This is a genomic window from Paramesorhizobium endophyticum, from assembly GCF_014640615.1.
Taxonomy (GTDB): Bacteria; Pseudomonadota; Alphaproteobacteria; order Rhizobiales; family Rhizobiaceae; genus Paramesorhizobium; species Paramesorhizobium endophyticum.
The window spans coordinates 68,106-89,542 of sequence record NZ_BMHH01000010.1 but is presented as its reverse complement, the minus strand read 5'-3'; the positions used below and the strand labels follow the sequence as shown (position 1 = coordinate 89,542).

Here is a 21,437-nt window from a genome sequence, read left to right as displayed (position 1 = left end):
GGCTTCCGGGGGAGATCATTCGGCTGGAATTTTTCATTTTCACTTGGAAACGCTGGCGAAAGCCACCCCCCTCTGCCCTGCCGGGCATCTCCCCCACAAGGGGGGAGATTAGGCCTTCATCAACTCTTGGCACCAAACGCGAACCTTGAAGAATGAGGGAAGCGGACCGTGTCAGCCAATCTCCCCCCTTGTGGGGGAGATGCCCGGCAGGGCAGAGGGGGGTGCCTGGCACTTCCATCAAAATAAGAATCCGTTTTTTAGAACCGAGTTCAAGAACAGGACGCACGAAACTGTTTCTACATCCCGCTCTGGAGCTGCGGGCTACTCAGCCGCTTCCATGGAGTCGGCAGGCGGGTACTTGTCGAGCAACGCCTTGACGATCCGGGAGAATCCGATCCCTTTCGACGATTTCACCATGACGGCATCGCCCGGGCGGAGCGCCTTGATCACCAGCGGCTGCAACTCCTCGACGCTCTGCCTGTATTCTGTGTGAATTTCAACCGGCAACGCATCGGGAAGCACAGACATCTCCGGCCCGCCGATAAAAAGTACGTCGACACCCGCCTCCTTGATCGGCTTTACCAGGTCGCGGTGCAGCTGCGCCGAATGCTCGCCCAGCTCCAGCATATCGCCGAGAACGGCGATGCGCCGCCCCTCGCCTTCCGGCTGGGCGGATTTCAACAGATCGAGCGCCGCCCGCATCGAAGTCGGATTGGCGTTGTAGCTTTCGTCGATCAGCGTGATGTCGCCTTGCGGATGGCGCAGGCGATAGCGCGCCCCGCGGCCTTCCTCGGCCCTGAGCGTGGCGAGCGCCATAGCCACCTTGGCCACATCCGCGCCCACCAGATGCGCGGCGCCGAGCGTCGCGAGCGCGTTCCACACGATATGCCGTCCCGGCGCGCCGATCTTCACCACCGCTTCCTGTCCGGCCAGGGATGCCGTCAGGCAGGAGCAATTGGGCAGAAGCTTCACCTTCTCCGCGCGATAATCGGCCCCCTCGCTCTCGCCGAAGGTGTGGACATGCGGGACGCCGGCCTTTTCCGCCAGTTCCTTCAACAGGCCGAAACGCTCGTCGTCGCGGTTGAGCAGCGCATAGCCGTCCGGCTCAACGCCTTCGAAGATTTCCGCCTTGGCCGCCGCGATTTCGTTCATGTCCTTGAAATGGCCGAGATGGGCGGGCGCGATCAGCGTGATAACAGCCACATGCGGGCGCACCATCTTCACCAGCGGACGGATTTCATTGGCATGGTTCATGCCGATCTCGAACACACCAAATTCGGTATCGTCAGGCATCCGCGCCAGCGTCAGCGGCACGCCCCAATGATTGTTGAACGAGGCGATCGAGGCATGGACCTTCCCGGCCTCGGATAGCACATGCCGCAGCGCTTCCTTGGTCGTCGTCTTGCCGACAGAACCCGTCACGGCGATGATCTTCGCCTTCGAGCGCGCCCGCGAGGCGATGCCGAGCCGCGCCAGGCTCTCCAGCACGTCCTCGACCACGATCATCGGCACATGCAATTTGCCGAGCGCCGGGAGCTTCGCCTCCGCCACCACGATCAGTCCCGCGCCTGCCGCCATGGCGATGGAAGCGAAATCATGGCCGTCGAATTGCTCGCCCTTAATTGCGAAGAAGGCATCGCCCGGCTTCAACGTACGCGTATCGATGGAAATGCCGTTTATGCCTTCCGGCAGCGTGCCGAACGGCCTGCCGCCCATCGCTTCCACCATATCGGCGGATGTCCATAGCCAGTTCATTTCAACCGTTCCTTGAGCGCAGCGGCCACTTCGGCGTGGTCGGAGAAGGGATGCGTCACCCCGCCGATGGTTTGGCCTTCCTCATGCCCCTTGCCCGCGACGATGAGCGTGTCGCCCGATTGCATCATGTTGACTGCCGTGCGGATTGCCTCGCGCCGGTCGCCGATCTCGGTGGCTCTCGGCGCCGCCGCCAGAATCTGCGCGCGGATGCTTGCGGGCACTTCCGAGCGCGGATTGTCGTCGGTGACGATGACCACATCGGCAAGGCGCGTCGCGATTTCGCCCATCATCGGGCGCTTGCCCGTGTCGCGGTCGCCGCCGCAGCCGAAGACGACGATGACGCGGCCTGTTGTAAAGGGACGCACGGAGGTGAGCACATTTTCCAGCGCGTCCGGCTTATGTGCGTAATCGACATAGGCGGGCGCGCCATCCTCGGTCGCCCCGACGAGATCGAGACGGCCCGGCGCGCCTTTCAGCCGCTCCAGCGCCCGCATCGCCGCCGCCGCCGGAACGCCCGTGGCAATCGCCAGCCCCGCCGCGACCAGCGCATTGGCCACCTGGAAATCGCCCGCCAGCGGCAGGCTGATTTCATGGATCTCATCGCCGATCCGAACTTCCGCATGCTGCCGGAAGCGCTCGTGCTCCACGCGCTTCAGTACGATGAACGTGCCCTTGCGCCCGACGGTCAGCACCTCATTGCCCGCCGCCTTCGCCACTTCGATGGCGCGCTGCGAGAACTCGTCATCGGCGAAGATGATCGCCGGAGCGCCCTTCGGCAGCAGCGTATCGAACAGCCGCATCTTGGCGGCGAGATAATCATCGACGGTCGGATGGTAATCCATATGGTCGCGCCCGAGATTGGTGAACGCGCCCGCCGCCAACTTCACCCCGTCGAGACGGCGCTGATCGAGCCCGTGCGAGGAGGCTTCCATCGCCGCGTGAGTAACGCCCTCTTCGGCAAGCTCGCGCAGGACGCGGTGCAGTTCCACCGGGTCCGGTGTCGTCAGCGAGCCGTAATCGCTGCGCGTCGGCGAGAACACGCCGGTCGTGCCGATATTGGCTGCCGGGAAGCCTGCATCCGCCCAGACTTGCCGCGTGAACGAGGCAACGGACGTCTTGCCGCTCGTGCCTGTCACCGCGACCATGATTTCCGGCTGCTTGCCGTGGAATGCCGCAGCAGCGAGCGCAAGGGTCCGGCGCGGGTCTTCCACTCGGATGACCGGCACATTCGGCGAGCCCAGCTCCGCATCCGGCCCGGCGATGACAGCGACCGCGCCACGCGAAACGGCGTCGGCGGCAAACCTGCCGCCATCCGCCTTCACGCCCTTCAGCGCGGCGAAGAGATAGCCCTCGCGCGCATTGCGTGAATCCGACGTAAGCCCGGCGATGTCCAATTCTCCGATTGCCTTATCGGGAACGCTGGAAAGATCGGCGATTTCCTTCAATTTCATTTGGAGTCCAGACATTTTTCTCTACGGGCTGTCTATAGGCTATGCGCGCCGCGAATCAGTCGTCGGCGTTAAGGTCGTATGAAACCAGCATGGGCGCGCCTTCTTGGCTGAAATCGGGCTTTACCCCCAAAAATGAGGCGGAACGGCGAATAATGTTGGAGACCATCGGCGCTGCGTTGAGACCGGCGGTGGCGGTGGCCTTGCCCGGCTCCGGTTTCGGCTCGTCGATGATCGTCAGCACGATATAGGTCGGGTCGTCCATCGGAAAGGCGGCGAGGAAGGCGTTGAAGCGCACATCCTTGGCGTAGCGCCCGCCCACGACCTTTTCCGCCGTGCCTGTCTTGCCGCCCACGCGATAGCCCGGCACCGTCGCCCGCTTGCCCGAGCCGCCCGGCGCCGTCGCGTTGAGGCGATAGAGATAGCGCATGTCGTTGCTGGTCTTCGGATTGATCACCTGCTTGGCCAGTGCGTTGGCCTGGTCTTCGCTGCGCGGCAGGAAAGTGGGCTGGATGAGCTTGCCGCCATTCATCAGCGCCGCCGCCCCCACCGCCACCTGCAAGGGCGTCGTCATCATGCCGTGGCCGAAGGAGATGGTCATGGAATGGACCTTCTTCCACACTTTCGGCTCCACGGGACGGGCGATTTCGGGCAGTTCCGTCTCCATGCGGTCGAGCAGGCCCATGCGCTTCAGGAAAGCGCGATGCCCGTCCACCCCCACCAGCTGCGCCTCATGGCCGGAGCCGATGTTGGACGAATAGAGGAACACTTCCGTCAGCGTCAGCGGGCGACCCTTGCCGTGGAAATCGCGGATCATCTGCCGCCCGAACCGGAGCGGCTTCGACGCGTCGAACACCGTGTTCAGTGTCGCCCCGCCATCGTTCAGCGCCATGGCGGTGGTGAAGCTCTTGATCGTCGAGCCCATCTCATAGGTGCCCGCCGACATGCGGTTCAGATGGTCCTTGTCGAGCGCGTTGACCGGGTTGTTCGGGTCGAAGTCGGGCACCGACCCCATCGCCAGCACCTCGCCGGTCTTGACGTTCAGCACCACCGCGCCCGCCGCGATGGCGCGATAGCGCTGCATCGCCTGGACGAGTTCGTCGCGCACGATATGCTGCACCCGCAGGTCGATGGACAGCTTGACCGGCTCCAGCGACTCCTGCGCCGCAAGGCCCGTCGTTTGCAAATCCGTCAGCCCCTGGCTGTCGATATATTTCTCCATCCCCGCAATGCCCTGATTGTCGATATTGACAAGGCCGAGAATGTGCGAGGCGGTCGGGCCACCCGGATAGAAGCGCATTTTTTCCGTGCGGAAGCCGACGCCGGGAAGCCCCAGCGCCATGATCTGGCTCTGCTGCCTGGGCGTCAGCCCGCGCTTGACCCAGACGAAGCCCGCGCCGCTCTTCAATTTCTTATAGGTCGATTCCCAGTCGAGATCGGGCAGCACCGTGGAGAGCATCTCGATGGTCTCGTCAGGATCGACGATGCGCTTCGGCTCGGCATAGAGCGAGAAGGTCTTGATATCGGTCGCCAGCACCTCGCCATTGCGGTCCACGATGTCGGGCCGCGAGGCGAGGTTCTGCACTGCAGGCCCCGAGGAGCCATTCTCGTCGTCCTGAATACCATAATAGACGAGCCGCCCGCCGATGACGGCGTAAATGCCGATGAAGCAGCTCATCGCCATGATCAGGCGGTTGCGGGCGCGGTTGCCGTTTTTCTTGCGCACCCCTTCGAAGGCGATCGGCTTGGGAGTGGGAGCGTTCACTGGCCCTGCTCCACGCTGCCGGTTTTCATGCTGTCGGTCTTGTTGATGGCCGCCAGAAGCTCGTCGCTGGAGGAGATGATGTTCTCGATATCATCAGGCGCGCGCTCGGGCACCTCGTCGATGCTGACGATCTGCCGGGGATCGATCGGCGCGAGATTGAGCTCCGAATGGTAGATTTCGGAAAGCTTCTGCAAGCGGTTCGGCTGGGTAAGCAGGCTCCAGTCCGCCTTGAGCAGCGTGATGGTGTCTTTCTCGGAATCGATCTTGCGCTGGAGCGTACGAATATCCGCCATCCGCTTTTCCGCGTCATATTTGATCTTGTAGGTCACGGTCGCCGCCGCCAGCATGATCGTGATCAGGATGATATCGAAGGTACGCAGCACTGGTTAATCCCTCAAACTATACGCATCGGGCAACTTGGGCAGCCCGAACAGGGAGAAATCCGCCTTGAGCGGCGGATTGGCGGTCCTGACCCCGGCGCGCAGCTTGGCCGAGCGCGCCCGCGGATTGCGTTCCTCCTCTTCCCTGGTCGGGCCGACAGCGCCCTTGGTCAGCGGCGTGAAACTGGCCTGCCTCTCATGAACCTGCGGCAGATGGCGCGAGCCGCCCGCGCCCCCTTCCCGGTCGGCGAAGAAGCGCTTGACGATCCGGTCCTCGAGCGAATGGAAGGTGACGACCACCAGCCGCCCGCCCGGCTTCAAGACCTGTTCCGCCGCGAACAGCGCGCGGGCAAGCTCGCCCAGCTCATCATTGACAAAAATGCGCAAGCCCTGGAAAACCCGGGTCGCCGGATGGATGCGGTCTTTCGGATTGCGCCCGACCAGCGCCTCGATGGCATTGGCGAGGTCGCGGGTGCGCGTGAACGGCTCGGTCGCCCGGCGCTTCTCGATCATCCGGGCGATGCGGCCGGCATGCCGCTCCTCGCCGAGGAAATTGAAGATGCGCGCGAGGTCCCCCACTTTCAAGCGATTGACCACATCGGCGGCGCTGACGCCCTCGCCCGACATGCGCATGTCGAGCGGCCCGTCCTTCTGGAAGGAGAAGCCGCGCTCCGCCTCGTCGATCTGCATGGACGAGACGCCGATATCGAGCACGATGCCGTCAGGCTCGCCCGCAACAAGCGTATCGAGATCGGAAAACCGGCCCTGCACCAGCGTCAGCCGGCCGGGAAATTCCTTTTCCATGGCGCGGCCCGCCGCAATCGCGGTCGGATCCCGGTCGATGGCAGTGACGGAAGCGCCGAGGTCGAGGATGCGCCGCGTATAACCGCCCGCCCCGAAGGTGCCGTCGACGATATGCCTGTCCGGCTGCGGCTCCAGCGCCGCAATGACTTCGTCGAGGAGAACCGGAATGTGGCGGGCCGGTCCGCCATCGGCATGAGAAGCATCTCCGCCGTGGCCCGCCATCATTCCGCTCCCCCTTGGGGTGGGAGTGCCACCCCGCCTGCCATCTGCCGCCGCGCGGCCAGCCTTGCACGCACCGTCGCGCGATGTTCCTCGAAACGCTCCGGTTGCCACATCTGGAAATGCGTATTCGCCCCCGCGAATGTCACATCCGTGCCGATACCCGTATGTTCCCGGATGAAATCCGTCACCGTAATGCGCCCATCCTGATCGAGCTTGAGAAACGTTCCGTCCGCATGGAGATAAAAAGACATGTCGTCCGCCGTTTCTGCAAAAGGGTCTTCGCTTGTGAGCCGTCCGTCGTAGCGCGTCAGGAAATCCGGCCCGCCGACGTCCAGCGCCGGGAGATGGAGCGAGCGCAAGGCGTAAAGCTCCAAATGTCCGGCCTTCTGGATCAATGAACGGAAATGCGCCGGAACGGAGACCCGCCCCTTCGCATCGATCCTGTTCGTTACATGACCCAGAAACCGGTCCACCAACAATTACCGCCGTTTCCGCTGCATCTATCCCGCAACCTCGATTAGTCGAGGTTGCATGCCGTCCCAAGGGCAAAACCCTGGCGCGGCCATAAAAATTCGCACGAACGAGCGGCATCCGGGCTGCAAGCCTAGCCTGACGGCCCCACACGACCGCCCCTGACCATGTCGGGAAACACCGCATCGAACGAAGATCATCGATGTTACGAATGGTTATCATGGGACACTATGGGCGTCAACGGGATCAGGCTACACACACATGGGAACGCGACCGGTCACGGGCGCATTTCCCCTCTTCCCGATTTATCGAATATTAAGCTTAAAGAAGCGTTAGCCGGGCTCGCCTTTCCCTTCCCCTTGCGGGGAGGGTGGCCCGAAGAGTCGGGTGGGGGTGGTGCCGCGTGCGCTTTTGCCGGAGACCTTGGTGTAACGTCACCACCCCCATCCGTCCGCTGACGCGGCCACCTTCCCCGCAAGGGGGGAAGGAAGAGCGAGCGCTCCTCCTCTCACCATCCTCACAAAATCCTGATTTGAACGGTCAACTTAAATATGCCCTGTAGCGCCGCGTGGGGACGCAACCTTTAGAGGAAACGTCAAACATGGCACAAGAACGGGAAGAACTGACGCCTTTGGGCCTTGCGTCACGCGGCTATCGCGGCGTCATTCATGAGATCACGCCTCTAATCTCCTCCAGCCTTTCGCCCGAGGAAATCGAGCGCCGGCTGCTGGAGCTGGGCTTCAGCGAGGGGGCGGAAGTCGCCGTACTGCATGAAGGCCCGATTTCCCGCGATCCGATTGCCGTGCGCGTCGGCGGCGTCGTGGTGGCGCTGCGGCGGCAGGAGGCGATGGCCATTCTCACCCGCGAAGGCCCCTATCATGCTTGAAGTGAACATGCAGAAGGTCCGCCGGATCGCGCTCGTGGGCGCGCCCAATTGCGGCAAGACCGCCCTCTTCAACGCCCTGACCGGCAGCCGGCAGAAGGTCGGCAACTATGCCGGCGTCACCGTGGAGCGCAAGAAGGGCATTGCCCTGACGCCCGGCGGTCGCTCGCTCGAAATCGTCGACCTGCCCGGCACCTATTCCCTGCGCGCCCGCAGCCCCGACGAGGAAATCACCCGCGACGTGGTTCTGGACCGCAGGCCGAACGACACGCCCGACCTTCTCCTCGCCGTCGCCGACGCCACCAATCTGCGCTCCGCCTTCCGCCTTGTTTCCGAGTTGATCCAAACCGGCAAGCCGCTGGTGCTGGTGTTGAACATGATCGACATTGCCCGCCATCGCGGCATAGAGATCGATACGGATAAGCTTTCAAGCCTGCTCGGCGTCCCCGTCGTCGCCGCCTGCGCGGTCCGCCGCGCGCACATGGCCGATCTCTGGCAGATGCTCGACCAGCTCTCCGAGAACGGCGCATCCGCGAAACGCGAAAACAGCTGGTCCGAGCCGTCAGCAGCACAGCTGCGTGGCCTGCAGCGTGAGGCCGACCGGCTCATCGCGGAAACGGTGCGCTATCCCGAAAAGCCCGACACGTTGACCACCCGGATCGATTCCGTGCTGCTTCACCCCATCGCCGGGCTGGCCGTGCTCCTGACCGTGCTTTTCCTGATGTTCCAGGCGGTCTTCGACTGGGCGCAGCCGGTGATGGACCTGATCACGGCTGGTTTCAATTTCCTCGCCACCATGATCCAGCAGGTGATGGGACCCGGCCTTGTCGAGAGCTTCCTCGTGGACGGCGTCATCGGCGGGGTCGGCAATGTCATTACCTTCCTGCCGCAGATCCTGATCATGTTCCTGTTCATCCTCCTCCTGGAGGATCTGGGCTACATGGCCCGCGCGGCCTTCCTCATGGACCGCATCATGGGCGGCGTCGGCCTGCACGGACGCGCCTTCATTCCGCTCCTGTCGAGCTTCGCCTGCGCAATCCCCGGCATCATGGCGGCGCGCGTAATCGACAACAAGCGCGACCGGCTGACGACCATCCTCGTCGCTCCGCTGATGACCTGCTCGGCTCGTATCCCCGTTTATACACTCATCATCGCCGCCTTCATCCCGGCCACGCGCGTCGCGGGGTTCTTGAGCCTCCAGGGCCTCGTCATGTTCGGCCTTTATGCGGCGGGCATTGCCAGCGCGCTCGGCGTGTCCCTCCTCGCCAAGCTCATGTTCTGGCGGAATGAGCCGGCCCCGCCCTTCATGATGGAACTGCCCGATTACAAGCTGCCCCGCCTGAAGAACGTGCTGATCGCGCTGCTGACGCGAGTGAAGATGTTCCTGCACCGCGCGGGCACGACCATCTTTTCCATGGCGATGGTGATCTGGTTCCTCGCCTCCTTCCCGGCGGCTCCCGCCAACGCCACCGAGCCCGCGATTTTCTACAGCCTCGCCGCAACCATCGGCCGGGTGCTGGAGCCCCTCCTCGCCCCCATCGGCTTCACCTGGCAGATGAGCGTCGCGCTCGTCCCCGGCATGGCCGCACGGGAGGTTGTGGTCGCGGCGTTGGGCACGGTCTATTCCATCCAGGGCGGAGATTCGGCGGCGGCCCAGGTCGGGCAGGCCCTCGCCCACAACTGGACGCTCCCCACCGCGCTCTCTTTCCTCGCCTGGTACATCTTCGCCCCGCAATGCACCTCGACCCTCGCGGTGATCAAGCGCGAAGCCGGCGGCGCGCGCTGGATGTGGATCAGCTTCGGCTACATGCTGGCCATGGCCTATATCGCCTCCTTCATCGTCTACCGCACGGCGCTGATGTTTTAGAGCATGATCCCCGAGAGTTGCAGGTAAGACCATGCGACAAAACAAAGACAGGAGCGGCAGGGTGATCCCCTGCCGCTTTCGTTCATTCTGAAAACACTATTCCCGAAAACGGACTCCCGCTTTTCTCAACGCTCATCTATAGATAGGCCTTGTTTCGCATGTTCTCTTGCCCACCCCTGTCTATAAGAAAGCCCTATGTCGATCTGGGTTCGTGTCGGTGATTTCATAGCCAATCTAGCGTCGTGCGCTCTGACGAGCCTCGTCGAAGGCGTGCGCACGGTGTTCGAAGGCGATCCCGAGACGCGCCGCCGGGTTGCCTTTTCCATTGCCATGATTGCGCTTTCGGCCAAGATGGCGCGGGCGGATGGCATCGTCACCGACCAGGAAATCCGGGCGTTCCAGCAGATTTTCATCGTCCCACGGGAAGAGCAGGCGCATGTGGCGCGGCTCTATAATCTCGCCAAGCAGGATATAGCGGGGTATGAGAGCTATGCCGCGCAAATGGCGAAGCTCTGCGGCACGCAGGACCGCAACTGCAAATGCCTCGAGGATATTCTCGACGGCCTGTTCTACATCGCCAAGGCGGACGCCTATGTCCACGAGAAGGAGATGGCGTTCCTCTCGCGCGTCGGCGAGATCTTCGGCTTCGACGAGGCGCATTTCGAGGCCATCGCCGCGCGCCACGTCGATCTGGGCGAGGCCGATCCCTACCGGGTGCTGGGCCTGCCGCGCGGCGCCAGCTTCGATGAGGCGCGACGGCGCTATCGCCAGCTCGCGTCGGAGAACCACCCTGATCGCCTGGTGTCGCGCGGGGTCCCGCAGGAATTTCTTGTCATCGCCAACAATCGCATCGCTGCCATCAACGGCGCATGGGAAAAGATCGAAAAGGAATTGAAGGCCGCATGAGCGACAATGAGAATGCCGCCTTCGCCCCGGATTACCGCGGCGCCACGCTTCGCCCCTCCCCCAATTTCGGTCCGCGCAAGGATGGCAAGCAGGTCTCCATCCTGATCCTTCATTATACGGGCACGGAAAACGGCGCGGTGGCCGAAGAGCTTCTTCGCACACCGGAGAGGGAGGTTTCGGCGCATTATGTCGTCCATGAGGACGGCCGCATTGTGCAGATGGTCGCCGAAAGCGAGCGGGCCTGGCATGCGGGACAGAGTTTCTGGCTCGGCGAGACCGACATCAACTCCTGTTCGGTCGGCATTGAGATCGTCAATCAGGGGCCGCTTGCTGATTTTCCGGAATTCCCCGATGCGCAGATCGAGGCGGTGATTGCGCTCAGTCGGGATATCTGTGCGCGCCATTCCATAGAGCCGCGAAAAGTCCTCGCGCATTCCGATATAGCCCCTCTGCGCAAAATCGACCCCGGCGAAAAATTCCCCTGGGAGCGGCTTTCTCGCGCCGGTCTCGGCCATTGGGTAGAGGCGTCGCCGATCCGTGGCGGCCGCTTCCTGGCGCTGGGCGACCAGGGGCAGCCGGTCGAGGCATTGCAATCAATGCTGGCGCTTTATGGCTATCACACTCCGGTCGATGGTACACTCGGCATGGAGACGGAAGCGGTCATCAAGGCCTTCCAGCGCCATTTTCGCCCGCAAAAAGTCGACGGTGTCGCCGATGTCTCGACCATTGAGACACTGCACAGGTTGCTTTCTGCACTTCCCGCCCTCACTAGCTAAGACATTGAAAATAAGTAGTTTATTAACCTACCATTCCGGTAGGCATGGTCCATTTGTTACGAAAGTTAATGGAAAGTTACTTGCCCGGCCAATCTCTGGCTGCATTTCGCCGCCAGATCAACGGGCAGTTTCCTGAGGCAATCTTCGTGGTTCAACTCCACCGCCTCGTAAAGGAACGACACGGGCCGGCGTTTTAAAGAAAGGGGCGGTCCACTACCGAAACAGTGTAAAACGGTTAGGGTATGAGTAAAAAAATTAGTTTTGTGTGCGCCGTCGTCGGCGCGATGGGAATGCTTGGCCTCAACGCGGCACAGGCTGCACCTCACCCCGAGAAACGGCACGTTACCGAGAAACGTCCGGTTCACGCAATGAAAAAGGCCAAGAGGGAGGGCGTGGCGCACATCGTCAAGACCTCCGAAGCCAAGGTGGAACACCGCGCGAAAGCCCGCCATGCGGTGCGCAAGGTGAAGCCGGTGAAGCGCGCGGAGAAGGCGCGTCTCGAGCCGGTTGCCCTGCGGAGGGTGCCGGTGCCGAAGGCCCGAGAAGGCCGGGTCGAGCATTGGGGCAAAATCCCCGTCAGCATCAAGGTGCGCGACGAGGTCATCACCAAGAAGAGCACCGAGGGCGGAATCTTCGGCAAGCTTTTCCCCGTCTCCAACAAGGTTCCGGCGGACGCGGAAAACAAGCCTTTCTCCGGCATCATCAACCATTATGCCGAGACCTATGGTGTGCCGCTGCCGCTTGCCCATGCGGTGGTTCACCACGAAAGCAATTACGATCCCGATGTGCGCGGATCGGCGGGCGAGATCGGCCTGATGCAGGTCAAGCTCTCGACGGCGCGCAGCCTTGGCTACACCGGATCGGCGCGCGAGCTCTACAATCCCGTGGTCAACGTGCAATATGGCATGAAGTACCTGGCCATGGCGCGCGATCTCTCCGGCGGTTCGGTTTGCGGCACCATCCTCAAATACAATGCCGGCCATGGCGCGACGCGCATGAACCCGATCTCCGCCAGGTACTGCAACCAGGTGAAGGTTTATATGCGCTCGTTCTAAAATAACTGAATATGCGTATATGAAAAAAAGCCGGGCTTATGTCCGGCTTTTTTATTGCGTTTTCCCGGCAAAGCACCTTTATAAGGCCGATGTCAGTTGGCTGGGCAGCCGCGCCTGTCATATGCCGAAAGGCGGCAGGTGAGGAAAGTCCGGGCTCCATGGAAACACGATGCCGGGTAACGCCCGGCGGGGGCGACCCCAGGGAAAGTGCCACAGAAAGCAGACCGCCCCGCCTGCAAATCGGCCTGTTCATTGCGTTGCGAAGGACCGATTTGCTGGCGGGGTAAGGGTGAAAGGGTGGGGTAAGAGCCCACCGCGCCTCCGGCAACGGCGGCGGCAAGGTAAACCCCATCGGGAGCAAGACCGAATAGGGACGGCGTGCCGGGTGAAAGCCCGGCGATCGGTTTCCGGATCAGCCGTCCGGGTAGGTTGCAAGAGGCGGGTGGCGACATCCGTCCCAGATGAATGGCTGCCACGTTGGGCGAAAGCCCAGCCATACAGAACCCGGCTTACAGGCCAACTGACATTATAGATTTCGCGAAGATTGCAGGATATACGGAAATCCCGTATAATATCCCTCCATGGGGGAAGACAGATACGATCTTGTAAAGGACGCAACCAACCGTGAGAAGCATAAGCTATCTCTGGCCTTTGGCGATCGGATTTTCGAGGACGGTTACCATCTAATGCTTCCATCTTTTCGTCTCGAGGATGGTGAAAAGCGGTACAAGGTAATAGGCCGAGTTGGTGAGAAGCTTTTTACTGGCGTGTTCGTTTGGCGCGATGCGCTACCCCGATTCATCTCGGTAAGAAGGAGTAACAAGGGTGAAGAAAGACAGTATCGTTCTGCCCGCTGACCCGGATGACGCCGAAGATTTTGACGTAACCGCTGAAGCGTTGGAATGCGGTCAGCGCGCCCGGCTGATCCGCATGACGAGAACCGAACTTGGTCTCTCACAAACCGAATTCGCCAGCCGTTTCCGCGTTCCCGTAGGCACGCTGCGCGATTGGGAACAGGCGCGCGCAACCGCCCCCGACTTTGCCGTCGCTTATGTGCGGGTGATCCGGCAGCATCCGGATCTGGTGGCGAAGGCGGTTGCGTAGGAGAGATTAAAGCTTCTCCCCCGGAAATTTGCCGATTTGCGAACTGCCGCCTGAGAGGAGCTTGGGTTCGCCTCGCCATCCGCCTACTTTGCGGTGGATGGCTTGCGCTTTTTCGTTTCAAAATTCAGCGCCGCCGCCGCGCGGATCAACTCCGCCAGCGCTTTCTCATCGATCGCCTCGCCCTCACGAATATCGATAGCGCGCCGCACCTTGCCTTCGATGCTGGAGTTGAACAGGCGCGCGGGGTCTTCCAGCGACGCGCCCTTGGGAAAGGTCAGCTTGATGGCGGTCTTATAGGCCTCGCCCGTGCAGATGATACCGCCGTGCGACCAGACCGGGGTTTCCCATTTCCATTCCTCGACGATTTCCGGATCAGCGGCCCTGACGATCGCGCGAACCTTCGCCAGCGTCTCCCCGCGCCAGCCGCCCAGTTCCGCGATCCTTGCATCGATCAGCGCCGATGCCGGTTTTTCCTCGTCCGCCATGCGATCCTCCTTTACGGTTCCGGCGGAATCATAACGCATTTCAGGGATGAAGCGACAGGCCCTTATGATCTTGTCGATCGCCTTGCGGTCCGCATGAGGCCTTAATTCCCCGCCACGAAATCGATCACCAGCTTGATATTGAGCACCACAATGATGGCGGCGGTGATGGTGGCCAGCACGGTGACCCAGCGCGAGGCGGCGAGCGTGCCCATCTTCGCCCGGTTGGCGGTGAAGATCACCAGCGGGATCACGGCGAAGGGCAGTTGCAGGCTCAGCACCACCTGCGACAGGATGAGAAGCTTCGCCGTGCCGCTCTCCCCGTAGAGGATGGTGACCACCGCCGCAGGTACGATGGCGATGACGCGGGTGAGCAGCCGCCGCAGCCAGGGAACGAGCCGGATATGCAGAAAGCCTTCCATGGCGATCTGCCCCGCCATGGTCGCGGTCACTGTGGAGTTGAGCCCGCAGCATAGAAGCGCGATGGCGAAAAGGCTGGGCGCGATTGCCGATCCGAGCAGCGGGCTCAGCAGATTGTGGGCGTCGCCCAGTTCCTCGACATTGGTATGGCCGGTGGCATGGAAGCTGGCGGCGGCGAGAATCAGGATCGACGCGTTGACAGCAAGCGCAAATGTCAGCGCGATGGTGGAATCGAGCGTCGCATAGCGGATCGCCGAGCGCTTTTCCTCCACCGTGTCGCCATGGTCGCGCGTCTGGACGATGCCCGAGTGAAGATAGAGATTGTGCGGCATGACGGTCGCGCCGATGATGCCGAGCGCGATATAGAGCATGTCCGGATTGGTGACGATTTGCGTCGTCGGAGCAAAGCCGCGCAGCACCGCGCCCCATTGCGGGTGCGCCATCACGATCTGGACGATGAAGCAGACCGCGATCACCCCCAGGAGAGTGATGATGAGCGCCTCCACCTTCCGGAAGCCCTTGTTCTGGAGATAAAGCACCAGAAACACGTCGAGCGCCGTAAGGACCACGCCGATCTCCAGCGGTATGCCGAAAAGCAGGTTGAGGCCGATTGCCGTGCCGATCACTTCCGCAAGGTCAGTGGCGCAGATGGCGATTTCGGCGAGGAACCAGAGCGGCCAGTTCACCCAGCCCGGATAGGCGTCACGGCAGGCCTGCGCCAGATCGCGGCCCGTGGCGATGCCCAGCCGGGCGCAGAGCGATTGCAGGATCACCGCCATGATGTTGGAAAGGAGGACGACGACCAGCAGCGAATAGCCGAAGCGCGATCCGCCCGCCAGCGACGTCGCCCAATTGCCGGGATCCATATAGCCGACGGCGACGAGATAGCCGGGACCGAAGAAGGCAAGCGCCTTGCGCCAACCGGGGCCGGTCTTGCGCACCGCAATCGATCTGTGAACCTCGGAAAGCGAAGCCTCCCCCCGCTCCCGCCGCCATCCCGCAAGCGTCATCTCACGTCCGGCCTCGACCGCCGCGGGCTTCATCGATGCCGATGCATGCTGGTCCATGTGAGTTAATCCAAGATATGCAATTGCAAATTATTTGCAATTAATAGGGAGAAGCGGACAATTGGTCAAGGGGCGCTGGGAACTGGAAGCCTGGGCGTGTTTTGCTTTTGTATGAAGCGATGTGCTTCCAGAGTGGTTCGTGATTTGATGGAATTGCCAAGCGCCCTCGCCCTTCGAGGCTTCGTTCCGCTGCGCTCCACTACACACCTCAGGATGAGGGCTACTGCGGCGTTGCGGTCCCTTCACCCTCATGGTGAGGTGTGAATGGAGCGCAGCGGAATTCGCCTCGAACCACGAGGGCGAAGGGCGCACAGTTGGTTCCGTATAAATACGAATGCTCTATCGGCGCGGCTGGTTCACCATCGTGGCAGAGAGCGTTAGAGATGAACCAGTGGATGCACCTCGGCAGCCGAAGGCGACGCCTTGCTGCCGCCGAACTTCTCCGCCAGCCAAGCCGCGACGGTCCGCGGCTGTATGTTCAGCAGGCGTTGCGCGCTGGTCTTCTCGGCGATGACATCCTCTGGCACCTTTGCCAGCGTGTCGTAGAATTTCACCACGCCCGACGCCGCTGCCGCGCCCAATATCGGCGAGATCAACGCGCCGAATTCCTGGGGCTTTATCGTTTCGTAGGAGACATCATGCCCGAGCGCGCTTGCGAACCCATCCGCAAGCTGCGGCCCGGTTAGGCCCGGCAATTGTCCCACGCCTACAATGCCGCTGATGGCGGTGTCGGTGAGCAGGCGTGCGGCGACATCGGCCACGTCGAGATGCGAGCACCACGAGGCAGCGAAGTTCCCGGCAAGCGGATAGCGCAGCGCGTCCTCCAGTTTTATCGGCTTGAATACCGGCGGCAGAAGAAGGTTTTCCAGATAGAGCCGCGTCGCCATGATGGCATGGGACACGCCGCTTTCCTCGACGCCGCGTATCAGGATTGCAATCGCGCTATCTTCAGGCGTTTGCAGCGGCGTGTCCGGCTGGTCGATGACGGCTCCGCTCGTGGTGATCACCACTCGCTTCGGCCTGCCCTGCCGGATGGCTTCGACAATGTTGCGAGCATATTGGACGCGCCCCGCCTCGGCTCCTAAAGGGATATGGATAAACACGCCGTCAGCGTCCCGATAGGCAGCAACCAGTGAGTTGACCGAACCGAGATCCACCTTGATGGCCGGCTGTCCCTTGAGATTTGAAACGTCCCGGACCGCGCCGAGAACAGATTTTCCGCTTTTCAGCAGGAGGTTATATAGGGGCGCGCCCTGCGCGCCTGTCGCTCCATGAATGATATAGGCCATGATGGTCTCCTATGTTCATCCTCTCCTGGCCTTTCACATAGGCACATGGCGGGCATAGTCATCAAGCAAACTGTCAAATGGAAGTGATCGCAGCGCAAAAACACGCGGTATTATCCAGCAAAATCCATAAGATAATATTTTTATATTTAAATTCTCATCACCTCCATTTGAAGAAACAGCGCCGTAACTGAACCTATATCCACAGGAGGACAGGCATCAACACAGGGAAACTCCCATGACCAATCCTGAACCAATCGCCTGCCTCGGCGCCGGGCGCATGGGCTGCGGCATCGCCGTGGTGTGGGCCTATGCCGGGCATCCGGTCAAGCTCGTGGACTTCAAGGAGCGCAACGAAGACGATTTCAAGACGCTCGAAGCCGGCGCGCTCAGTGGAATTCGCGGCGTCCTCTCCAACCTCGCCGGCTTTGGCATGTTCGATGCCGCAGTGATCGACACTATTATGTCGCGCGTCGGCATCGTGCCCAGGCAGGGTGCGAAGGATGCGCTTTCGTCAGCCGCCCTCGTCATTGAAGCCCTGCCCGAAGTGCTCGACATCAAGCGCGGAGCGCTGGCAAGCGCCTCGGAGCTCGCCGGCCCCACCCCGATCATCGCATCGACCACATCGACCATCCTCGTCGACAATCTCTCCAGCGCCGTTTCCCATCCCGAGCGTTTCCTCAATGCCCATTGGCTGAACCCGGCCTATCTCATGCCTCTCGTCGAAATGTCCCCGGGCAAGGAAACCGATCCGGCGGTGACAGCACGCCTTAAGACCATGCTCGAAACCATAGGCAAGGTGCCCGTCGTCTGCACCGCCTCGCCCGGCTATATCGTGCCACGCATCCAGACACTGGCGATGAACGAGGCCGCGCGCCTTGTGGAACAAGGTGTCGCCAGCACCGAGGACATCGACAAGGCGACCAAATATGGCATCGGCTTTCGCTTCGCCGTGCTGGGCGTGCTGGAATTCATCGATTGGGGCGGCGGCGACACGCTGTTCTATGCCAGCCGCGACCTTGCTAAGGAGCTGAACAGCCCCTGCTACGCCTCTCCCGAGATCATCGATAGCAACATGGCGCAGGGCCGCATCGGCCTAAAGACCAAACGCGGTTTTCTCGATTATGAAGGCATGGATATAAATGCATATCGCGACGAACGCCTGAAGGCATTCGTCGCGATGCTGCGTCATCTGGATCTGGTCAAGCCGCCGGTGGTGTAGAGTCCCCCGGCCAACCTCACAGACCGAACCGCTCTTACTGCACGCCAAGCGCCTTCTTGGCTTCCATCGCCGCGGCGTCGCCTGCCTGCTGCACCAGCGCATCGCTCTGGCCGGCAGCCTTGGCGGCAGATTCCGCGGCGGAGCGCGCCTCGTTGACGGCGGCAGCCTTCTGCTGCGGCGTCATCGAGCTTGCCAGCGTCTGATCGATCTTGGACACTGCACCCTCAACCGCCGCCGCCGTGTTGCCGCCCGTCTCGCTCTCCGAGCAACCGGCAAGAGCGATAAGCGAAACCGCGGTTATCGCAAGAATGTACTTCTTCATGGTATAATCCCTCTTAAGAAGAATATCTCTCAATTTTCCGCAGTCTCACTGCGGGAAATCGCCGGGATTATTAAAGTACAATCATGAGATAAGCTTTAAATACAGCGATAAATATTTAATTTTACAAACGAAAACGCTCCGACATTTCTGCCGGAGCGTTTCCTTGATGCCGCATCTCCTTGGAGATCGAACCCGACCTTACTGGCTGGGCGTCGTCGTGCCGGGCTGCGACGGCGTCGTGTTGTTGGCCGGCGGCTGCGACGGCGCCGGGCTGGGCTGGGTTGCCGGGGGCTGCTCGGCCGGCGGGTTGGCATTGTTGTTGTTGCCGCTATCGTTGCAAGCGGCGAGGCCGAGCACCGAAAGCGCGGCAACGGATGTGATCAGAAACTTCTTCATAATACTCTCCTTTATCATCCAAAGATTAGACAAATCCCCACAGGGCGAAAGAGTCAGGGACAAAACGGGCAATATCGTGGAAGGTTCCTCTCAACTTCCGTTACATGCCGTTACACGAGCGAATACTGGGAAGTGCGGGAGCCGAATAAAAGGATGCAGTTTCGCTCCGCCGGAAAACGATCCAATCAAGCCATTGTCATCGCCTGTTACCGGCTTTTGCCCTGAAATCATTGCATAAAAGGCGATATTCCGGCAGAATGCGGGCAGTGCGTACGAACATCCGCTGAGGAGTTCGGACCTATCGCACAAGAACCTCCTCACGGATATCCGGTTACGCATAACGTAGCCTGAAGGAGGATTTATCATGGCTATGACCAACCCTGTAGGCCGCCCGGGGCTGATTCAGCACCGTAGCTGGGAGGATAATGCCATCATGGCTCTCGGGGCCATCATTTTCCTTTCATCGCTGTTCTTTCCCGCAACCGACAATATAGCCATCGTCATCAACACCATGCTGGTAGGAGCCGTCATCACGGCTCTCGGCATCATGGAGGTGGCCCGGCTGCGCCGCTGGCAGGAGGTTCTGGCGTTTCTCGCCGGCCTGTGGGTGATCGCTTCACCCTATGCCTTCGATTATGCGGATGCGCTCCGCTCCTGGCATGTCGCGCTCGGCGTTATCGTCGCCGTCATCGCTGCGCTGCAGTTGTGGCAGGATCGCCACCGTCGGTTCGAGGCATAATCAGCCGGTTGATTGGCCGCTGGAGCTTCGGTTCCGGCGGCTATTCCCCTGCCCGCGTCACGGCGCTGTTACATGCGGGTGCTAGGCGAGGCGAAATTCCCCGGAACCTAGGGATTCGCGCTCCATGCCAGCAATCAGGACCAAGCAGGCCCGCAATGAAAAGGTGAAGCGCGCGATGCAGCGCAATTCGCTCTTCTCCCGCGCCGGCCTTTCCGAACGGCTCTTCGCCCATTTGTTCAAGGGCCTGGTCTATCCGCAGATCTGGGAAGACCCGGAAGTGGATATGGAGGCGCTTGAGATCGGCCCCGGCCATCGCATCGTCACCATCGCCTCCGGCGGCTGCAACGCGCTGTCCTATCTGACCGCCGACCCCGCAAGCGTCGAGGCGGTCGACCTGAACCCGGCGCATGTCGCCTTCAACCGGCTGAAACTCGCCGCCCTCGCCCACCTGCCCAACTATGACGCCTTCTACCGCTTCTACGGCACGGCTGACGACAAGACCAACTGGCAGGCCTATCAGCGCTTCATCCGCCCGCATTTGGACGCGCAAAGCCGCGCCTATTGGGAGAAGCGGATGCTCTCGGGCCGCCGCCGCATTTCCATCTTCTGGCGCGATCTCTACCGCCACGGCCTGCTCGGCATTTTCATCGGCATGGGCCACCGCGTCGCCCGGCTCTATGGCATCGACCCGCGTGATATACTGAAGGCGCGCACCCTCGAAGAGCAGCGCACCTTCTTCGACACGGCCCTGAGCCCCCTTTTCGACAAGCGCATGATCCGCTGGGCCACCGCGCGAAAGTCTTCGCTCTTCGGCCTCGGCATTCCGCCGCAGCAATATGATGCGCTGGCGACATCAGGCAATGGTGACATGGCGGCTATCCTGCGCGGACGGCTGGAGAAACTCGCCTGCGGCTTCCCGCTGAACGAGAACTATTTCGCCTGGCAGGCATTCGGCCGTGGCTATAGCGAGGACGCCGAAACCGGTCCTCTACCGCCCTATCTCTCCCGCGCCAATTTCGAGAAAGTGCGCGCGCGTGTCAGCCGCATGAGCGTCGTCAACGCCTCCTACACCGAGCTGCTGGCCGCCAAGCCCGATGCCTCGGTGGACCGTTTCATTCTGCTCGACGCGCAGGACTGGATGAATGACACCCAGCTGGGCGACCTCTGGCGCGAGATCACCCGCACCGCCGCCCCCGGCGCCCGCGTCATCTTCCGCACCGCCGCCGAGCCCAGCATCCTTCCCGGTCGTGTCGATCTCGCCATTCTCGACCGCTGGGACTATCGCGAGGAACAGTCGCGCGAACTCCACGCCCGCGACCGCTCCTCCATCTATGGCGGCTTCCATCTCTATTGCCTGAAGGACGCCTGATATGTTCGGCAAGGCGCAAAAGCTCGACCATGGCAGCCTGATGGACCGCGTCTATCGCCGCCAGCGCCATGTCTATGACGCGACGCGCAAATATTATCTGCTAGGGCGCGACGAGATGATCGCCAGCCTGCGCGTCCCCCCAGGCGGCAGCGTGCTGGAAATCGGCTGCGGTACGGGAAGAAACCTCATCAAGACGATGAATCATTTTCCCAATAGCCAACTCTACGGCATTGATATTTCTCATGAAATGCTCGACACTGCGAAGAAAGCGGTCGAAAAGGCAGGTATAAGCGACAAGGTCCGCCTCGCCCATGCCGACGCCGCAAGCTTCGACCCGCAAGCGTTGTTCGGACAGAAGGATTTCGACCGCATCTTCATCTCCTACGCCGTTTCGATGATCCCGCAATGGCAGGCGGTCATGCGCGAGGCGGTGGCGCACCTGGCCCCCGGCGGCGAACTCCACATCGTCGATTTCGGCGACTGCGGAAGACTGCCGCGCTGGTTCCGCGCGGCGCTTTATCAGTGGCTTGAATGGTTCCACGTAACGCCGAGGAACGATCTTTTCCAAGTAACGGGTAATATCGCCGCGCAGACGCAAGCCTTGGCGCAGGCACGCGTCCTTTATCGCGGGTTTGCGTGGATATCGAAGATAGTGAGATAGGGAATAGTGAGGTAGTGAGGTAGTGAGGTAGAATTTT

General features: G+C 61.4%; 22 protein-coding genes and 1 other RNA gene. 12 read left to right on the top strand and 11 right to left on the bottom strand.

Annotated elements, in window-relative coordinates; translation table 11 throughout:
* Positions 1-321: 321 nt before the first annotated feature.
* From IEX53_RS13525 to mraZ, 6 genes are read right to left on the bottom strand one after another with little or no spacing between them, the layout of a single operon-like run.
* The gene (locus IEX53_RS13525; protein ID WP_188824703.1) at positions 322-1,755 is read right to left on the bottom strand and encodes a UDP-N-acetylmuramoylalanyl-D-glutamyl-2,6-diaminopimelate--D-alanyl-D-alanine ligase; all 1,434 of its coding nucleotides are present in this window, start codon (positions 1,753-1,755) and stop codon (positions 322-324) included.
* Positions 1,752-3,206: a UDP-N-acetylmuramoyl-L-alanyl-D-glutamate--2,6-diaminopimelate ligase gene (locus tag IEX53_RS13520; protein ID WP_188824702.1), complete on the bottom strand. Its 1,455-nt coding sequence runs from the start codon at positions 3,204-3,206 to the stop codon at positions 1,752-1,754. Before IEX53_RS13520 ends, IEX53_RS13525 begins: the two co-directional genes overlap by 4 nt.
* Before the next feature lie 55 nt (positions 3,207-3,261).
* The gene (locus IEX53_RS13515; protein WP_236016187.1) at positions 3,262-4,968 is read right to left on the bottom strand and encodes a peptidoglycan D,D-transpeptidase FtsI family protein; all 1,707 of its coding nucleotides are present in this window, start codon (positions 4,966-4,968) and stop codon (positions 3,262-3,264) included.
* The gene (gene ftsL / locus IEX53_RS13510; protein ID WP_188824701.1) at positions 4,965-5,351 is read right to left on the bottom strand and encodes a cell division protein FtsL; all 387 of its coding nucleotides are present in this window, start codon (positions 5,349-5,351) and stop codon (positions 4,965-4,967) included. The genes IEX53_RS13515 and ftsL overlap by 4 nt, the downstream gene beginning before the upstream one ends.
* Before the next feature lie 3 nt (positions 5,352-5,354).
* Positions 5,355-6,377, bottom strand: a complete 1,023-nt coding sequence (gene rsmH, locus IEX53_RS13505; protein WP_188824700.1) for a 16S rRNA (cytosine(1402)-N(4))-methyltransferase RsmH — start codon at positions 6,375-6,377, stop codon at positions 5,355-5,357.
* Positions 6,374-6,847: a division/cell wall cluster transcriptional repressor MraZ gene (gene mraZ / locus IEX53_RS13500; RefSeq protein WP_188824699.1), complete on the bottom strand. Its 474-nt coding sequence runs from the start codon at positions 6,845-6,847 to the stop codon at positions 6,374-6,376. The genes rsmH and mraZ overlap by 4 nt, the downstream gene beginning before the upstream one ends.
* 599 nt (positions 6,848-7,446) lie before the next feature.
* Here mraZ and IEX53_RS13495 point away from each other — a divergent pair.
* From IEX53_RS13495 to IEX53_RS13460, 8 genes are all read left to right on the top strand, one after another.
* Positions 7,447-7,731: a FeoA family protein gene (locus IEX53_RS13495; RefSeq protein ID WP_188824698.1), complete on the top strand. Its 285-nt coding sequence runs from the start codon at positions 7,447-7,449 to the stop codon at positions 7,729-7,731.
* The gene (gene feoB, locus IEX53_RS13490; RefSeq protein WP_373288646.1) at positions 7,724-9,595 is read left to right on the top strand and encodes a ferrous iron transport protein B; all 1,872 of its coding nucleotides are present in this window, start codon (positions 7,724-7,726) and stop codon (positions 9,593-9,595) included. The genes IEX53_RS13495 and feoB overlap by 8 nt, the downstream gene beginning before the upstream one ends.
* Positions 9,596-9,790: 195 nt before the next feature.
* Positions 9,791-10,501: a J domain-containing protein gene (locus IEX53_RS13485; protein WP_188824697.1), complete on the top strand. Its 711-nt coding sequence runs from the start codon at positions 9,791-9,793 to the stop codon at positions 10,499-10,501.
* Positions 10,498-11,277, top strand: coding sequence for an N-acetylmuramoyl-L-alanine amidase (locus IEX53_RS13480; RefSeq protein WP_188824696.1), 780 nt, complete (start codon positions 10,498-10,500; stop codon positions 11,275-11,277). The genes IEX53_RS13485 and IEX53_RS13480 overlap by 4 nt, the downstream gene beginning before the upstream one ends.
* 368 nt (positions 11,278-11,645) lie before the next feature.
* Positions 11,646-12,332: a lytic transglycosylase domain-containing protein gene (locus tag IEX53_RS24265; protein WP_308429143.1), complete on the top strand. Its 687-nt coding sequence runs from the start codon at positions 11,646-11,648 to the stop codon at positions 12,330-12,332.
* 92 nt (positions 12,333-12,424) lie between these two features.
* Positions 12,425-12,860: RNase P RNA component class A (gene rnpB / locus IEX53_RS13470), an RNA gene on the top strand.
* Positions 12,861-12,913: 53 nt separating this feature from the next.
* Positions 12,914-13,189 carry a BrnT family toxin gene (locus IEX53_RS13465; protein WP_188824695.1) on the top strand — a complete coding sequence of 92 codons (276 nt, stop codon included), beginning with the start codon at positions 12,914-12,916 and terminating at the stop codon, positions 13,187-13,189.
* Positions 13,158-13,436: a helix-turn-helix domain-containing protein gene (locus IEX53_RS13460; protein WP_188824694.1), complete on the top strand. Its 279-nt coding sequence runs from the start codon at positions 13,158-13,160 to the stop codon at positions 13,434-13,436. Before IEX53_RS13465 ends, IEX53_RS13460 begins: the two co-directional genes overlap by 32 nt.
* 83 nt (positions 13,437-13,519) lie before the next feature.
* Here IEX53_RS13460 and IEX53_RS13455 read toward each other — a convergent pair whose 3' ends face one another.
* The 3 genes from IEX53_RS13455 to IEX53_RS13445 all read right to left on the bottom strand — a co-directional run bounded on the left by IEX53_RS13455 (position 13,520) and on the right by IEX53_RS13445 (position 16,694).
* Entirely contained in the window at positions 13,520-13,921 is a 402-nt protein-coding gene (locus IEX53_RS13455) for a DUF1801 domain-containing protein (protein ID WP_210311649.1), read from the bottom strand.
* 101 nt (positions 13,922-14,022) lie between these two features.
* The gene (locus IEX53_RS13450; RefSeq protein WP_236016190.1) at positions 14,023-15,348 is read right to left on the bottom strand and encodes an Nramp family divalent metal transporter; all 1,326 of its coding nucleotides are present in this window, start codon (positions 15,346-15,348) and stop codon (positions 14,023-14,025) included.
* 434 nt (positions 15,349-15,782) lie between these two features.
* A complete protein-coding gene (locus IEX53_RS13445; RefSeq protein WP_188824692.1) occupies positions 15,783-16,694 on the bottom strand; it encodes an NmrA family NAD(P)-binding protein in 912 nt (303 codons plus the stop codon).
* Between the two features lie 235 nt (positions 16,695-16,929).
* Between IEX53_RS13445 and IEX53_RS13440 the strand changes: the two genes are divergently transcribed.
* Positions 16,930-17,913 carry a 3-hydroxybutyryl-CoA dehydrogenase gene (locus IEX53_RS13440; RefSeq protein WP_188824691.1) on the top strand — a complete coding sequence of 328 codons (984 nt, stop codon included), beginning with the start codon at positions 16,930-16,932 and terminating at the stop codon, positions 17,911-17,913.
* Between the two features lie 34 nt (positions 17,914-17,947).
* Here the strand turns inward: IEX53_RS13440 and IEX53_RS13435 are convergent, their stop codons facing one another.
* Both IEX53_RS13435 and IEX53_RS13430 read right to left on the bottom strand, forming a co-directional pair.
* Positions 17,948-18,235, bottom strand: coding sequence for a hypothetical protein (locus IEX53_RS13435; RefSeq protein WP_188824690.1), 288 nt, complete (start codon positions 18,233-18,235; stop codon positions 17,948-17,950).
* 198 nt (positions 18,236-18,433) lie between these two features.
* On the bottom strand, positions 18,434-18,631 hold the full coding sequence (locus tag IEX53_RS13430; RefSeq protein ID WP_188824689.1) for a hypothetical protein: 198 nt from the start codon (positions 18,629-18,631) through the stop codon (positions 18,434-18,436).
* Positions 18,632-18,995: 364 nt separating this feature from the next.
* Between IEX53_RS13430 and IEX53_RS13425 the strand changes: the two genes are divergently transcribed.
* The 3 genes from IEX53_RS13425 (at position 18,996) to IEX53_RS13415 (ending at position 21,400) form a co-directional block, all read left to right on the top strand.
* Positions 18,996-19,370, top strand: a complete 375-nt coding sequence (locus IEX53_RS13425) for an SPW repeat domain-containing protein (RefSeq protein WP_188824688.1) — start codon at positions 18,996-18,998, stop codon at positions 19,368-19,370.
* Between the two features lie 124 nt (positions 19,371-19,494).
* Positions 19,495-20,739, top strand: coding sequence for a BtaA family protein (locus IEX53_RS13420; protein WP_188824687.1), 1,245 nt, complete (start codon positions 19,495-19,497; stop codon positions 20,737-20,739).
* A gap of 1 nt (position 20,740) precedes the next feature.
* Positions 20,741-21,400 (top strand): class I SAM-dependent methyltransferase, encoded by a 660-nt coding sequence (locus IEX53_RS13415; protein WP_188824686.1) that lies wholly within the window; start codon positions 20,741-20,743, stop codon positions 21,398-21,400.
* Positions 21,401-21,437 lie beyond the last annotated feature (37 nt).

Excerpts from the sequence above, each read along its gene's own strand:
- IEX53_RS13525 (WP_188824703.1), bottom strand. The coding sequence starts at position 1,755 with ATGAACTGGCTATGGACATCCGCCGATATGGTGGAAGCGATGGGCGGC.
- IEX53_RS13520 (WP_188824702.1), bottom strand. The coding sequence starts at position 3,206 with ATGAAATTGAAGGAAATCGCCGATCTTTCCAGCGTTCCCGATAAGGCA.
- rsmH (WP_188824700.1), bottom strand. The coding sequence starts at position 6,377 with ATGATGGCGGGCCACGGCGGAGATGCTTCTCATGCCGATGGCGGACCG.
- IEX53_RS13495 (WP_188824698.1), top strand. The coding sequence starts at position 7,447 with ATGGCACAAGAACGGGAAGAACTGACGCCTTTGGGCCTTGCGTCACGC.
- feoB (WP_373288646.1), top strand. The coding sequence starts at position 7,724 with ATGCTTGAAGTGAACATGCAGAAGGTCCGCCGGATCGCGCTCGTGGGC.
- IEX53_RS13485 (WP_188824697.1), top strand. The coding sequence starts at position 9,791 with ATGTCGATCTGGGTTCGTGTCGGTGATTTCATAGCCAATCTAGCGTCG.
- IEX53_RS13480 (WP_188824696.1), top strand. The coding sequence starts at position 10,498 with ATGAGCGACAATGAGAATGCCGCCTTCGCCCCGGATTACCGCGGCGCC.
- IEX53_RS24265 (WP_308429143.1), top strand. The coding sequence starts at position 11,646 with ATGAAAAAGGCCAAGAGGGAGGGCGTGGCGCACATCGTCAAGACCTCC.
- IEX53_RS13465 (WP_188824695.1), top strand. The coding sequence starts at position 12,914 with ATGGGGGAAGACAGATACGATCTTGTAAAGGACGCAACCAACCGTGAG.
- IEX53_RS13455 (WP_210311649.1), bottom strand. The coding sequence starts at position 13,921 with ATGGCGGACGAGGAAAAACCGGCATCGGCGCTGATCGATGCAAGGATC.
- IEX53_RS13450 (WP_236016190.1), bottom strand. The coding sequence starts at position 15,348 with ATGACGCTTGCGGGATGGCGGCGGGAGCGGGGGGAGGCTTCGCTTTCC.
- IEX53_RS13445 (WP_188824692.1), bottom strand. The coding sequence starts at position 16,694 with ATGGCCTATATCATTCATGGAGCGACAGGCGCGCAGGGCGCGCCCCTA.
- IEX53_RS13440 (WP_188824691.1), top strand. The coding sequence starts at position 16,930 with ATGACCAATCCTGAACCAATCGCCTGCCTCGGCGCCGGGCGCATGGGC.
- IEX53_RS13435 (WP_188824690.1), bottom strand. The coding sequence starts at position 18,235 with ATGAAGAAGTACATTCTTGCGATAACCGCGGTTTCGCTTATCGCTCTT.
- IEX53_RS13430 (WP_188824689.1), bottom strand. The coding sequence starts at position 18,631 with ATGAAGAAGTTTCTGATCACATCCGTTGCCGCGCTTTCGGTGCTCGGC.
- IEX53_RS13425 (WP_188824688.1), top strand. The coding sequence starts at position 18,996 with ATGGCTATGACCAACCCTGTAGGCCGCCCGGGGCTGATTCAGCACCGT.
- IEX53_RS13420 (WP_188824687.1), top strand. The coding sequence starts at position 19,495 with ATGCCAGCAATCAGGACCAAGCAGGCCCGCAATGAAAAGGTGAAGCGC.
- IEX53_RS13415 (WP_188824686.1), top strand. The coding sequence starts at position 20,741 with ATGTTCGGCAAGGCGCAAAAGCTCGACCATGGCAGCCTGATGGACCGC.